At 54.4% G+C, this 12,493-nt stretch carries 16 protein-coding genes; 2 read left to right on the top strand and 14 right to left on the bottom strand.

The features are described from left to right. Window positions 1-76: 76 nt before the first annotated feature. On the bottom strand, window positions 77-487 hold the full coding sequence (locus ACTZWX_RS06950; protein WP_444713295.1) for a VOC family protein: 411 nt from the start codon (window positions 485-487) through the stop codon (window positions 77-79). 119 nt (window positions 488-606) lie between these two features. On the opposite strand from ACTZWX_RS06950, the gene ACTZWX_RS06945 reads away from it, so the two are divergent. Beyond that, complete coding sequence (locus ACTZWX_RS06945) at window positions 607-846, top strand: type II toxin-antitoxin system ParD family antitoxin (RefSeq protein WP_444713294.1); 240 nt, start codon at window positions 607-609, stop codon at window positions 844-846. Continuing rightward, window positions 846-1,142 (top strand): type II toxin-antitoxin system RelE/ParE family toxin, encoded by a 297-nt coding sequence (locus tag ACTZWX_RS06940; protein WP_444713293.1) that lies wholly within the window; start codon window positions 846-848, stop codon window positions 1,140-1,142. The genes ACTZWX_RS06945 and ACTZWX_RS06940 overlap by 1 nt, the downstream gene beginning before the upstream one ends. A gap of 79 nt (window positions 1,143-1,221) precedes the next feature. Here the strand turns inward: ACTZWX_RS06940 and ACTZWX_RS06935 are convergent, their stop codons facing one another. The 13 genes from ACTZWX_RS06935 to ACTZWX_RS06875 all read right to left on the bottom strand — a co-directional run bounded on the left by ACTZWX_RS06935 (window position 1,222) and on the right by ACTZWX_RS06875 (window position 12,402). Then, on the bottom strand, window positions 1,222-1,734 hold the full coding sequence (locus ACTZWX_RS06935; RefSeq protein WP_444713292.1) for a hypothetical protein: 513 nt from the start codon (window positions 1,732-1,734) through the stop codon (window positions 1,222-1,224). A gap of 1 nt (window position 1,735) precedes the next feature. Beyond that, on the bottom strand, window positions 1,736-2,071 hold the full coding sequence (locus tag ACTZWX_RS06930) for a hypothetical protein (RefSeq protein ID WP_444713291.1): 336 nt from the start codon (window positions 2,069-2,071) through the stop codon (window positions 1,736-1,738). A 137-nt stretch (window positions 2,072-2,208) separates the two neighbouring features. After that, window positions 2,209-2,508, bottom strand: a complete 300-nt coding sequence (locus tag ACTZWX_RS06925; RefSeq protein ID WP_016914159.1) for a helix-turn-helix domain-containing protein — start codon at window positions 2,506-2,508, stop codon at window positions 2,209-2,211. A gap of 49 nt (window positions 2,509-2,557) precedes the next feature. Beyond that, window positions 2,558-2,815: a transcriptional regulator gene (locus ACTZWX_RS06920; RefSeq protein ID WP_444713290.1), complete on the bottom strand. Its 258-nt coding sequence runs from the start codon at window positions 2,813-2,815 to the stop codon at window positions 2,558-2,560. Window positions 2,816-2,937: 122 nt separating this feature from the next. Next, on the bottom strand, window positions 2,938-3,252 hold the full coding sequence (locus ACTZWX_RS06915) for a HigA family addiction module antitoxin (protein ID WP_444713289.1): 315 nt from the start codon (window positions 3,250-3,252) through the stop codon (window positions 2,938-2,940). 10 nt (window positions 3,253-3,262) lie between these two features. After that, entirely contained in the window at window positions 3,263-3,541 is a 279-nt protein-coding gene (locus ACTZWX_RS06910; RefSeq protein ID WP_444713288.1) for a type II toxin-antitoxin system RelE/ParE family toxin, read from the bottom strand. Between the two features lie 164 nt (window positions 3,542-3,705). Then, window positions 3,706-4,356 (bottom strand): hypothetical protein, encoded by a 651-nt coding sequence (locus tag ACTZWX_RS06905; RefSeq protein ID WP_444713287.1) that lies wholly within the window; start codon window positions 4,354-4,356, stop codon window positions 3,706-3,708. A 120-nt stretch (window positions 4,357-4,476) separates the two neighbouring features. Then, window positions 4,477-4,953: a hypothetical protein gene (locus ACTZWX_RS06900; protein WP_444713286.1), complete on the bottom strand. Its 477-nt coding sequence runs from the start codon at window positions 4,951-4,953 to the stop codon at window positions 4,477-4,479. A gap of 87 nt (window positions 4,954-5,040) precedes the next feature. After that, the gene (locus ACTZWX_RS06895; protein WP_444713285.1) at window positions 5,041-6,096 is read right to left on the bottom strand and encodes a hypothetical protein; all 1,056 of its coding nucleotides are present in this window, start codon (window positions 6,094-6,096) and stop codon (window positions 5,041-5,043) included. Window positions 6,097-6,397: 301 nt separating this feature from the next. Further along, the gene (locus tag ACTZWX_RS06890; protein ID WP_444713284.1) at window positions 6,398-7,201 is read right to left on the bottom strand and encodes a CLCA_X family protein; all 804 of its coding nucleotides are present in this window, start codon (window positions 7,199-7,201) and stop codon (window positions 6,398-6,400) included. A gap of 44 nt (window positions 7,202-7,245) precedes the next feature. Then, window positions 7,246-8,250 carry a 2-hydroxyacid dehydrogenase gene (locus ACTZWX_RS06885; protein WP_444713283.1) on the bottom strand — a complete coding sequence of 335 codons (1,005 nt, stop codon included), beginning with the start codon at window positions 8,248-8,250 and terminating at the stop codon, window positions 7,246-7,248. A gap of 130 nt (window positions 8,251-8,380) precedes the next feature. After that, the gene (locus ACTZWX_RS06880; RefSeq protein WP_444713426.1) at window positions 8,381-9,562 is read right to left on the bottom strand and encodes a ribonucleotide-diphosphate reductase subunit beta; all 1,182 of its coding nucleotides are present in this window, start codon (window positions 9,560-9,562) and stop codon (window positions 8,381-8,383) included. Between the two features lie 83 nt (window positions 9,563-9,645). Then, complete coding sequence (locus ACTZWX_RS06875; RefSeq protein WP_444713282.1) at window positions 9,646-12,402, bottom strand: ribonucleoside-diphosphate reductase subunit alpha; 2,757 nt, start codon at window positions 12,400-12,402, stop codon at window positions 9,646-9,648. Between the last annotated feature and the right edge of the window lie 91 nt (window positions 12,403-12,493).

The raw sequence follows: 12,493 nt of genomic DNA, 5'->3' as shown, positions 1-12,493 counted from the left end.
TTAACGCCCAGAGTAACCGGACGGCTTTGGAGCGTCAGAGGAAAAGCCGGTCCGCGTTCACGCTATGGTTAGGCGTTCATTCATGTAGCCATGGGGCATAACTCAGTCCCACCAATACACCCTCGGGGCTCATGAACCTTGCGACTGTCTGTCCCCACGGTTCGGTACGAGCTTCGTGAACGAACTTTTGTCCATTCTCTTTCATTTCTTCCACTGCCGCCTCAACCGCAGCGGCACCCGCTAGCTCAAACTCAATCGTGGCGGTGGGCTCAGGAACACTCTCGGGCCATTCATCCTGCCCAAAACAAGACTGGGCAGCCATTGAAAGAGGCCATACGCCAAAATGGTTCGCCCCGGGGAATTTATCCATGAAGCGATAATCGTCCATCTTCTCCAGTGGCAGGCCAAGCATTCCTTGGTACAGCGACGCACTTGCCTCAGGATCCTTGGTGATTGAGGCAAAACCAGCGATGCACTTAATTTTCATTGGTTCCTCCGTGAGCTCATTACGCCTAACGCCGGCAATCACGCGCTTGTCGCGTGGATTGCATTGTTATGCCACCTGGACCAAAATATACCAATTATTGGTACTCGCAAGGTGGCATCATGCAGAAGAACACCAGCATTACTCTAGGCCAACATTTTGATGCGTTCATTGCGGAACAGCTCAAAAATGGACGATATAGCTCAACCAGCGAAGTTGTTCGTGCAGGATTGCGCCTGCTTGAGGAGTCCGAAACACGCCTGACTACGCTCCGCAAACTGCTTAAGGAAGGCGAGGAGAGTGGTTTTGAAGACTACTCCTATGATTCATTCATTCGCGAATTGGACAATGAAGAACACTGATGCCGAATTTCAAGCTTTCCAGGAAGGCCAAAGCTGACCTCAAATCTATCGCACTGCACACGGAGCGTGAATGGGGACGGGATCAACGAAACCACTACATTCTTCAATTCGACCAGTGCTTCCACCTTCTGGGTGCAAATCCGAATCTGGGACAATCTTGCGATGAGATTAGCTCAGGCTACCGACAGTACCCTCAGGGAAGCCACATCCTCTTTTATCGGCTCAATGCGGAAGATGTGGTTGAAATTATCCGCATCCTGCACAAACGCATGTTGCCTGAACTGAATCTGCTTTAAGGCATAACGCTTGCAGCATGCGCGCCTACGGAATGGAGCCGAAGGCGCAATGTAGAAGGCGTCGCCGTGCCTGCTCTTGTTATGGCTTTTTGGCATTTTCGATAGCATTCAGGACAGCAATATCGTCAAATGGCTTATCAAAGTAATCCGTTTGCTCCAGAATATTTTGGACACTCGTTGGAAGCTCAAGATACTTCTTTTTCAGGCCCCAAGTAGATTCACCAAAAACCAGTAATTTTATATTCTGCACAATCTCTTTTGGTGCACCGGAAATATCAGCACCCTCCAAAACAGCAATTGCGTAAGCCAATTCAGTCAGCTCTGGCTTTTCGCAAACTTCCGAAACAAGCGAGCTACGTGTGATAAGAAAAGCTCTAACATCCTCGATACTGTAGCCACGCAAATGTTTGATCACTGACTGATCGGGTAAAGGGCGGCTAGCCGCTACCTGTTCACACCGTTCCACTGCTTCTCCATATTGGGCGATTCTTTCAGAGATATACCGATGTGCACTAGCTTCGTCATTACCGCCAGCAAGAGCAGAAGTGGCAGCGAGCAGTAAAGGACATGCGAACTTGAAGTTGATCTTCATATTAGTAGCCCCCGCAACCATTATCCACGGCTTCCCAGAATTGGCGTTGCTCGTATGACAACCCTGCTCTGAGTCTTTGCATTTGGGCAATTTTAGATATGGTTTTTCTTACGATAGGCTGAATTTTGCTTATAGACTGCGCGAACAAAACCCAGTCGGTGGAATGAACGTTGAAGGTGACTTGCGCAGAGTTATTGCCAAGAAATATCGTGGTTAAAACACCAGCAGGTAAAAAAATCTCAAGCATGTTTCCATTGCGCTGAGCCTTCCTTATTGCCTCAAGTGCTTCCTGATCTTCAGAGTCGAGCTTCAAGCCCGAAATCGTAGGACAGTCCATTGTATTTTCTCCTTTCCATGGTTTTTCCGCAAACGGATAGTACCCAGTAACTTACACTCCGGCAACCACCGCCATAACGCCAGTGGTAATGGGCGGCAACGGAGCGCAGCGTAGTTGGCGTCCCGTTGACCACATTGTTAACCCCTGAGTTCAAGATCTTCCCGAATCACCTCCGGATGGCGGAAAGCAATCTCGATGAGCGCCTTTGCCGGCCCGGAAGGTTTACGTCGCCCCTGCTCCCATTCCTGTAACGTGCGCGGAGAAATATGGAGTACCTCTGCAAACTCTCGCTGCGTGAGGCCAGTTTTGCCACGCGCTTCTGCGACCTCGTTTGGCTCCACACGACTGACTCGTGCGGCTTTGCCCGCTTTCATTTCTTTAACGGATTGGAGCAGCTTGTTGCCAAGCTCCTCAGCACTCAGAGTCTCATTACTCATTTTCCAGTACCTCACGAATCGACTTCAGGATATGCGCGGGTATATTCTCCTAGACGGCCTTCTTGTAGATCACCAACAGCCAGATCTCGCCATTTGCCAATCTGGTGAAGTAAATGACTCGCACTCCACCACGCTTCCCTGAACCCGCCACCGACCACCGAACCTTTCTACATCCGCCGCTACCTGGAATGGGATCGCCAATTTCCCGATTGGCCGCCAACCAGGCAAAGAACGCGTTTCGTTCCTCCTCAGTCCAGATTTTTCTGGCATCTGCTTCGAATGTAGGGGTTTCGATGATGGTAAACATGAAGACAAATATACGTCATTGACGGAGTTTTGCAAAGTGGCAGGCGAAGGGGTTAACGCCTGGCTCACGCGCCGGTTTGGAGCCGTGTAGCGGCGGAGAATCGGTCGCTGTGCAGCCGATTGTTATGCCCTGTTCCCGATTTCGGATACAGCAGTCCACGGACGAATATTCTTCAACTGATCCTCTAGGGCATCTTCCGCAATCTCGGTGTCGTAGGCTGCCTGAGCTCGCAACCAGTAGCCGTTAGACAAACCAAAGAAGCGACAGAGTCGCAGGTCCGTGTCTGCGGTAATCGAACGTTTTCCCGCAATGATCTGGCCTATTCTCTGAGCAGGCACCCCAATTTCTTTGGCCAGGCGGTATTGAGAAATGCCCATCGGCTCCAGAAACTCTTCTTTCAGCAACTCGCCTGGCGTGACAGCATCAATGTTGCGCATGAGCCACCTCCTAATGGTAATCAACAATTTCGACATCTTCCGCGCCAGCCTTGGTCCATCGGAAGCAAACCCGGAACTGCCTGTTGATTCGAATGCTGTGCTGACCTTGACGGTCACCATGCAATGGTTCCAACATATTTCCAGGGGGTACTTTAAGATCATCCAGCTGGCTGGCAGCCTGGAATTGCCGAACTTTCCTCAAGGCAACTCGCTCAAAATCGACGAAGCGTCTGACGCGGCGTCCGCTTGCCAGCTTCTCTGTGTCCTTACACTTGAACGATATGATCATGGCTCAATAATGACGGGCTGCGTCAATAACGTCAAGCGTTATCATCTGACAGATAAATCCGGAGGAGAGCATAACGCTAGCCAGCATGCGCGGCTACGGAATGGAGGCGAAGCCGCAATGTAGTAGGCGTCGCCGTGCCTGGCCTTGTTAAAAATTTCTGACGTTTACCCCGACGGTGACATAAGGCGTGCAATTTCATTGCGCAAATTCTCTACGGATTCTTTTTCTGGGCCTGCAACGGCAAGATAGAGAAACGAAGACTCCCCCTTCTGGTCAACGCATTTAACTGCGGCCCTGTTGGGCCCAGAGTTACCGTATACATAGGTGCCACTACGAACAACAGCGGTAAAGTTTAGAGATTTGAGAGTCGAAACTCCCCTATCTGAGCAAATTTTTACATTTAAATTCAATACTTTGTGATACGACCAAAGCTGTGGAGGAGACTTATTGGACTGAGATAGAAGTGATTCTTGGTCGGCAGCAAACGATTTTCGAAGCCCAAGGCATTTAGTGAACCACTTTTCCTTGAAGTCCTTAACTGCCTCGTTCCGGTTCCACACCATTCTGTTCACGGGAACTAGAAGAGCATCCGCGACCACCACTTTTGCAAAAGCCACTGACTCAGATTTTGCAAAAGCCACTGACTCAGTCATAGCAATCATCTCATCATCAGGCACGCCATTCTGACGAGCCTGCATAATATTTTCTGCTAAATATCCGACCAGTTCGCACGAGGGTGTCTCGCGATCCTCTGCTAGCGTTGACATAGAGTGCAGTAAGAGGAAAGTAACAAGACCTCTATAAATAAGTGGCATTAGTCCAAGTTCCCATTTGGTTTTTAACGCCGAAGCACAGCGGCGACCTTGGAGTGGCGACGAAGGCGCCACGTAAAGGGCGTCCGGCGGCCATCGGCCGCGTACTGCTGCGACTTGTTATCAATTCTCGCTGGATGCTTGCAACTTTATTTGGCTAAGTAGGAGCTTGGCTTCCTCGTCTGTTGGAAAAAAATCACTCACGGGTTTGCCAGCTACGAATGTGTCCGCAGCAGATACAAAGGTGGGTGAATATCCGATCTTTGTCAGGCTACTTAAAATGTCCTGCTTTTGAACAAGACTAGTGCCACCCTCAAAATACCATCCGCCGCCCAACTCCAAAGGCTTTTCCATCCAGCCCCCATCCTTGGATATGTATGAGTGCCCGTCGTTTCTTCTGCAGTGAACTGCCAGTTTGTTAAAAACCTTATCTTCCTCTGCAACACCAATGATTTTAAGGATATATGCTGCTCGCATCATTTGAGAATTGACCTTTGGCTCACCCTGATAGAGACCCTTCCGGCCATTCTCGGGGGCAGACTCCATCCACTGGTGCATCAAAGATAGTAAAAATACTTCGACGGAATCTTTCAGGCGCATGATGTTCTCCTTTAGTATTTATAACGCCGGCGTAACGGGCCCGTTTGTGGAGCGCAGCGGAACAAACCGGTCCCGTTAACGCACTGGTTATGAATCACCGTTCTGCACGGACTGGTGGCTGATCCCAAAGCCTTTAAACACCCCTTTTGACAGCATTTTTATTCTTGGAAAAACCTGCCAAATAGCTCCACTACTCCAGATATGAACGTATACAGCCTCCAGGTGATTGGTTTCCAAAGGCTCATCAGGTGGTGCATTTTCAAGTGCGAGATTTGCGACAATTTCATCTGACGGATAGGACAATCCATGACCACTTGGAGCACCAGCAGAAATCAATAGCTCCTGAATTTCAGGTTTATCATGATCTCTCACTCTCCTTCTTATTTCCTCCCAAGCATCGCTTATCCCGTATCTAGTGTAGAAAGCCAAACCCATTTCGAAAGCCATGCGGGAGAAAAAGGGAGTTGTTGGAGTTGCATTCGCCAATGGTGCAACCAAAAATCCTGCCTCTCCCTCAGAATCTCCTTGATTTAACTCTGGAAGGCGTCTTGGTAGTTCGCCGGTGGGCCATTTCTTAGGGTCAACATTAAAAGAAGATAAGCTATCAATCAGCTGATCTATGTATTCTATATCACTTTTTTTGAAAGGGAGGGCATGGCCTCTTTTTCCATCCAGCCCAAAGTCTATATAAACAAAACAACCTTTTAAGTTATTGAAAGTATTAGCTTCGCAAGCATAAGCAGCTTTTTTCACTCGCTCAAATAGGGCGTTCGCACCCCTGCGAGGCTCTAAGGTCAATTGTGCTAAATCTAGAGCTACTGACTGATCACCTTTTTGCACCAGAAAATCTGGCGGGTTGTCACCTTCATCGTAGCGGTCAAAGGGAGCTTTCCCGAGGGCAAATCTTGCATCTGTACAAAACTTATCCAAATGAAGCTTTTCTTTTTGGACCTTTCCCAAAGGGCCCACCAAAGGCACTGTTACATACGGCCACTCATACGCGATTAAAATATGCTTATCCGAACTGTTGTCCGGCGAATGCCCTAGCATCGCCAGTAAGGCTGGGGCACCCCAAGGGGTTGAATAGGTGCTGACACCGGTGAGTGTCAGATCGATGTCCGGTGTAACAGGAACCATATGCATCGGAATGAATCCTTTTCCCTATTCATAACAGTTAATTCAACGACAAATGCCATCTATGCAAAACGCATATATTCCGCATTACCAACCACGTCATTCAGGAAAATTTCTTTTCTTATTAACAAGCTAGCAGATTCTGGAATTATTGCGCCGGAAAATAAACGTCAAATGTCGGTTTTTATGCAACACCCCAGTTCGCTTATCTACACTCCACCAGACTCAACTGTTCCATATTTCTCAACGAGTTAGAAGCTTTTCAGACCGCAGGTTCCAGAGTTATGCGACAGGTGTTGTCTATCTCCAATTATTCACATGCATCTTTGCTCCTCAAATCCTTCCCCTCAACCCTTCGCAAGGCCCGGCCCAGAGATTGAAAGTAAGCAAGAAACGCCCGATTGATGCTCTCCCGCTGTGGCCCCTGTGGATAAAGCCCCAACTGGGCCTCTTCGCTTTCTTTCGTGCCTCTCACCAGGAAGGCATTTTTTACGGGGGCGTCCTGAACGAAGGCTTCGAAGGCTCGGGCGCAAAGTTCTTCGGGCCGGCTGTAGTAATGCACACCGGCGGCTTTGTCGGCCTTGGCGGATTGCCGGAACAGGTCGCTGGGCTGCTCACCGGTGTTGTCCAGCAGGATGGTGCGGTAGCAGGCTTGCAGGCAGTCGTTCAGGGGGTGCGGGATGGCATCTTCGCGGGTTAGCCAGAGTGTGGAGCCAAATTCAGCTTTGGAAGTGTTTGGGAACAATTTGTCCGCTATGTAGTGGTCGAACGCGTGAAACCATTCATGGGCAATGCTGCCGGGCCCGGCGTTTTTGGCCAGGGCGAAGCTGCGGGTGGCGGGGGTGTAATGGGCGGATACGCCGGGGCGGCCACCGATGCCGTATTGCAGGGCCAGGCTGCCCCGCAGGGAGATCAGGCTTTCGGTGCCGCCGAGGATGGTCATCAAGTCGCACAGGGCGTCGTAGAACAAGGCGGCGCTGCGCTGCTTTTCCGGTTCGGTTACCCAGCGGCCGATCTCCACGGTTCGGAACTGGAAGCGGCGGCGTACATCAAGGAAGGTAACAGGCGCCCCGGCACGATGGTCGGGGCCCGTTCGATAAAACTGTCTGGACATGGTCGGATTGTACGAGTACGCGGCCCGCTTGTCTCAGTGCGCCGTTAACCGGCGGGTGCGGTTACCCGGTTTTCGCACTGCCCCGTGCGTGCCAGTTCCGTGAGGTTGCCCAGAGTCGTTCGGGCAATGCTCTCCAGGGCGTTGCGGGTGAAGAAGGCTTGGTGGCCGGTGATCACTACGTTGGGGAAGGTCAGCAAGCGCGCAAACACGTCGTCTTTCAGAACGATGTTGGACAGGTCTTCGAAAAACAGGTCGCCTTCTTCCTCATATACATCCAGGCCCAGGTAGCCAATCTGTCCGGATTTAAGGCCCTCGATGATCGCGGCGGTATCGACCATGGCGCCCCGGCTGGTGTTGATCAGCATCACGCCTGGTTTCATCTTGGCCACGGCATCCGCGTTGATCAGGTGGTGGGTGTCGGGGGTTAACGGGCAATGCAGGCTGACAATATCGGCCTGGCTGAACAGGTCGTCCAGTGCCACGTATTCACCGCCCAGTTGTTGGGCTTCCGGGTTGGCATGAAGGTCGTAGCAGAGCACACGGCAGCCAAAGCCACGCATGATGCGCACTACCTCCAGGCCTATCTGGCCGGTACCCACCACGCCCACGGTTCGCCCTCGCAGGTCGAAGCCCAGCAAACCATCCAGCGCAAAGTTACCATCGCGGATGCGATGATAGGCCCGGTGAATCTGCCGGTTGAGCGTCAGGATCAGGGCAACGGTGTGTTCGGCCACGGCATAGGGTGAGTAAGCCGGCACTCGCACCACGCTGATCCCCAGGCGCTCGGCGGCTTTCAGGTCTACGTTATTGAAGCCGGCGCAGCGCAGGGCGACTGCACGGATGCCGCCTTCGGACAACTGCTCCAGCACCTCGCCGTCCAACTGGTCGTTCACGAACACACACACCGCATCAAAGCCTTTGGCGAGCGCTGCCGTGGTTGTATTCAACCGGGGTTCCAGAAACACCAGTTCATGTTCTTGGCTGTCCCGGCTGGCCTGCCCAAGGAATTGCTCGTCGTAGGGTTTGGTGCTGAAAACAGCCACTTTCATGGGCTTGGCCTCTTACTGAAAAACGCCCGGTTTCGGGCGTTCTGTGCGGTAGGAGTGTGCTGTCATTACACTCCCACCTGTGCCATAGATCAACCTCTGGCCACCCGTTGGCGCCGGTGCTCTGGCGCTGTTACCACTCCAGCTGCGCCCCGGTCTGGTATTCAATCACACGGGTTTCAAAGAAGTTCTTCTCTTTGCGCATGGTGGCCTGCTCATCCAGCCAGGGGGAGACGTTCTTGGCGCCCGGGAAAGGTTCTTCCAGGCCTACGGTTCTGGCGCGGCGGTTAGCCACGAAGCGGAATTGTTCGCTGTGGTATTCCGCCGAGTAGCCGAGGATGGGGTCACGCAGGATGTAGTTGGCGTAGGCCATTTCAGCGGCTTCGGATTCGTCCCACATGTCGCGGACGGCTTTGGGGTCGAAGCTGATGTTTTCTTCCTCCAGAATCTGGTTGACCACTTTCAGGCCGAAGGAGAAGTGCATGGCTTCGTCCCGCAGGATGTACTGCAGTTGCTCCCCGGTGCCACGCATCAGGCCCCGGCGTTGCAGGGCGAAGATGGGGCTGAAGCCGTTGTAGAACCAGCAGCCCTCAAATACAGCAGCGAAGAACAGGTAAGACATGATGAATTCCTGCAGGTCATCCGGGTTGCGCAGGTTCATGTCGGAGCGCATGACGGCGTCCAGCCGTCGGTTGGCAACCTGGATCTTGCCATTGATTTCCGGCACCACCCGGTAGCGGTTGTAGATTTCGCTCTGGTCTAGGTTGAGGGTTTCAATGCAGTGCTGGTAAGTCCAGGTGTGCAGGGCTTCTTCATACACCTGGCGGGCCTGGTAGATTTGCAGCTCCGGCGCGCTCATTTTCTCCATCACGGCCAGGCCGATGTTGCGCATGGCGAGGATGTCGGAGGTGGTGAGGTAGGCCAGTACGTTTTCGTACACGTGCTTTTCCGCCGGGCTCAGGCGGTGGTGGTAGTCGTGGACGTCCTGGGCCATGTTGACGTCCAGCGGGGTCCAGTGGTTTTTGTTGGCGTTCATGAAGTATTCCCAGGCCCAGGGGTACTTGAACGGTGCCAACTGGTTGATGTCGGTTTCGCCGTTGATGACGCGCTTGTCGTCTACGTTGACTGGCGCCGGGCCGGCGGTGGCAGCCGGCTTGTTTTCGGATTTTGGTTCGTCGTCCCAATCTAGCATTTGTCTTACCTCGGAGTTCTTGGTCGCTTGGCCTGCTTTGCTTGGTGGTGGAACCGGTCTGGTCTGGCTTCCCAAAAACCGCCCGTGAACCCATCCCTGGGGGGCTTGGCTGTAGCCATCCATGGCTACAGACATTTTTGGGAAGCCAGACCAGCCCGGTTCTTCAGGCTGTGGAGTAATCGCTGCTTATTCGGCAAAGCCTATAGTTACTGACAGGCTTCGCAGTCTGGCTCGTCGATGCTGCACACTTGCGGCTGGGGTGCAGCCACCGGGGCGCTTTTTTCGGCGCCGGTAGCACCCAGGGAGCGCAGGTAGTAGGTGGTTTTCAACCCGCGCTCCCAGGCCAACTGGTACAGAGCATCCAGTTTCTTGCCGCTGGGTTCGGCCATGTACAGGTTCAGGCTCTGGGCCTGGTCGAGCCATTTCTGGCGTCTTGCGGCGGCTTCTACCAGCCATCTTGGGTCGATTTCGAAGGCGGTGGCGTAGCGGGCTTTCAGTACCGGTGGGATGCGGTCGATCTGTTGCACGCTGCCGTCGAAGTATTTGAGGTCGTTGACCATGACGTTGTCCCACAGGCCTTCGGCTTTGAGGTCGCGCACCAGGGAGGGATTGACCACGGTGAATTCGCCAGAGAGGTTCGATTTCACGAACAGGTTCTGGTACGCCGGTTCAATGGACTGAGACACACCGACGATGTTGGAGATGGTGGCGGTGGGGGCGATGGCCATGACGTTGCTGTTGCGCATGCCGTGTTTGGCAATCAGCTCGCGCACCGGGGTCCAGTCCAGGCGGCTGTTGGTGTTGAGCGACAGGTCCCCTTCCCGGCGGTTCTCCTTTAACAGGTTGATGGAATCGATGGGCAGGATGCCTTGCTGCCAGAGGGAGCCTTCGTAAGTTTCATAGGCACCCCGTTCGCCGGCCAGGGTGGCGGAGGCGCGGATGGCGAAGTAGCTGAGTTGTTCCATGGCCACATCGGCAAACTCGACCGCTTCCGGGCTGGTGTAGGGCAGGCCCAGTTGGTAGAGGGCATCCTGGAAGCCCATCAGGCCCAGGCCCACGGGGCGGTGTTTGAGGTTCGAGTTCTTCGCCTGGGGTACGGCGTAGAAGTTGATGTCGATGACGTTGTCGAGCATGCGCACGGCGGTGGTCACGGTGCGTTCAAGGCGTTGTACGTCCAGCTCACCGTTGTGAATGTGGGCAGCCAGGTTGACCGAGCCCAGGTTGCATACCGCGATTTCGTCGGCGCTGGTGTTCAGGGTGATTTCAGTACACAGGTTGGAGCTGTGCACCACGCCCTGGTGCTGCTGCGGTGAGCGCAGGTTGCACGGGTCTTTGAAGGTGATCCAGGGGTGGCCGGTTTCAAACAGCACGGTGAGCATTTTGCGCCACAGCTGTTTGGCGGGGAGTTTTTTGAACAGTTTGATCTTGCCCTGCTCCGCCAGCGCTTCGTAATGCTCGTAGCGTTCCCGGAAGGCGTTGCCGTAAAGGTCGTGCAGGTCTGGCGCATCGCTGGGGGAAAACAGGGTCCAGTCCCGGTCTTCGCGCATGCGTTCAATCAGCAAATCCGGCACCCAGTTGGCGGTGTTCATGTCGTGGGTGCGGCGGCGTTCGTCGCCGGTGTTTTTGCGCAACTCCAGGAATTCTTCGATGTCCAGGTGCCAGCTTTCCAGGTAGGCACACACGGCGCCTTTGCGCTTGCCGCCCTGGTTCACCGCCACGGCGGTGTCGTTGACCACTTTCAGGAAGGGCACTACGCCCTGGCTCTGGCCGTTGGTGCCTTTGATGTGGGAGCCCAATGCCCGCACCGGGGTCCAGTCGTTGCCCAGGCCGCCAGCCCATTTACTCAACAGGGCGTTGTCTCTGATGGCACCGTAAATGCCTTCCAGGTCATCGCCGACGGTGGTCAGGTAACAGGACGACAACTGGGAATGGCGGGTGCCACTGTTGAACAGCGTGGGTGTGCTGGCCATGTAATCGAAAGATGACAACAGGTTGTAGAATTCGATGGCGCGGGCATTGGGGTCGTCTTCCCGCAGGGCCAGGCCCATGGCGACGCGCATGAAGAATACCTGGGGCAGTTCCAGGCGCGCCTTGTTCCAGTGCAGGAAGTAGCGGTCGTAAAGTGTTTGCAGGCCGAGGAAACCGAACTGGTGGTCGCGCTCGGGGATGATCGCCGCACCCAGGCGTTCCAGGTCAAAAGCGGCCAGGGCTTCGTCCAGCAATTCGTAGCGGATACCGGCGTGGATGAACGCGCTCAGGGCCTGTGGATAAACCTCTGCCAGCGGCTGGTTGCGGGGCAAGTCCAGGGCCTCGGCGGCTTCCAGGCGCAGCTGCTCCAGCAACAGGCGGGCGGTGACGGCGCTGTAGTCCGGTTCCTGCTCGATACGGCCACGGGCGGTCATCACCAGGGCAGAGAGCACTTCGGTTTCTGCAATGCCGTCGTACAGGTTGCGCAGGGCTTCGTCGACCAGGGATTCGCCGTCAATGCCGTCCAGGCCGGTGGCGGCCTGTTCTACCTGCAGCTTCATCAGGCCCAGGTCCAGCGGCGCCACGCTGCCGTCGGCTTTTTTCACGGTCAGGTGCGGGTGCGCTTCCATGGGCTCTTCGATGGCGCGCTTGCGGGCGTGCTCTTCCCGGTAGAGCACGTAAGCCCGGGCCACCTTTTGCTCTTCGGCACGCATCAGGGCCAGTTCCACCTGGTCCTGGATGTCTTCAATATGCACTTTGCCACCGGCTTTCAGGCGCCGGCTGATGGCTTGCACCACCTGTTCGGTTACCCGGTGCACGGCATCGTTGATGCGGGCCGAACCGGCGGCTTTGTCGCCTTCCACGGCCAGGAACGCTTTGGTCACAGCCACACCAATTTTGGCGGGATTGAATCCAACCAGGGTGCCGTTGCGTTTAATAACTTGAAGGGATTGGGTATCGGCGGCCGGGGCTTCGGCCAGAGCGGTGGCAGACATGGGGCTTCTCCTTGTGCACGCGTTGTTAGTGCAACCTTCGCGTTCACAGGAGAAAAGGCACTCTGGCCACGGACGACACGGACTTTCACGG

The sequence above is a fragment of the Marinobacter sp. NSM genome, from assembly GCF_052380025.1.
GTDB lineage: Bacteria > Pseudomonadota > Gammaproteobacteria > Pseudomonadales > Oleiphilaceae > Marinobacter.
The sequence above is the reverse complement of the archived record's forward strand: the minus strand, read 5'-3'. Positions and strand labels throughout refer to the sequence as shown.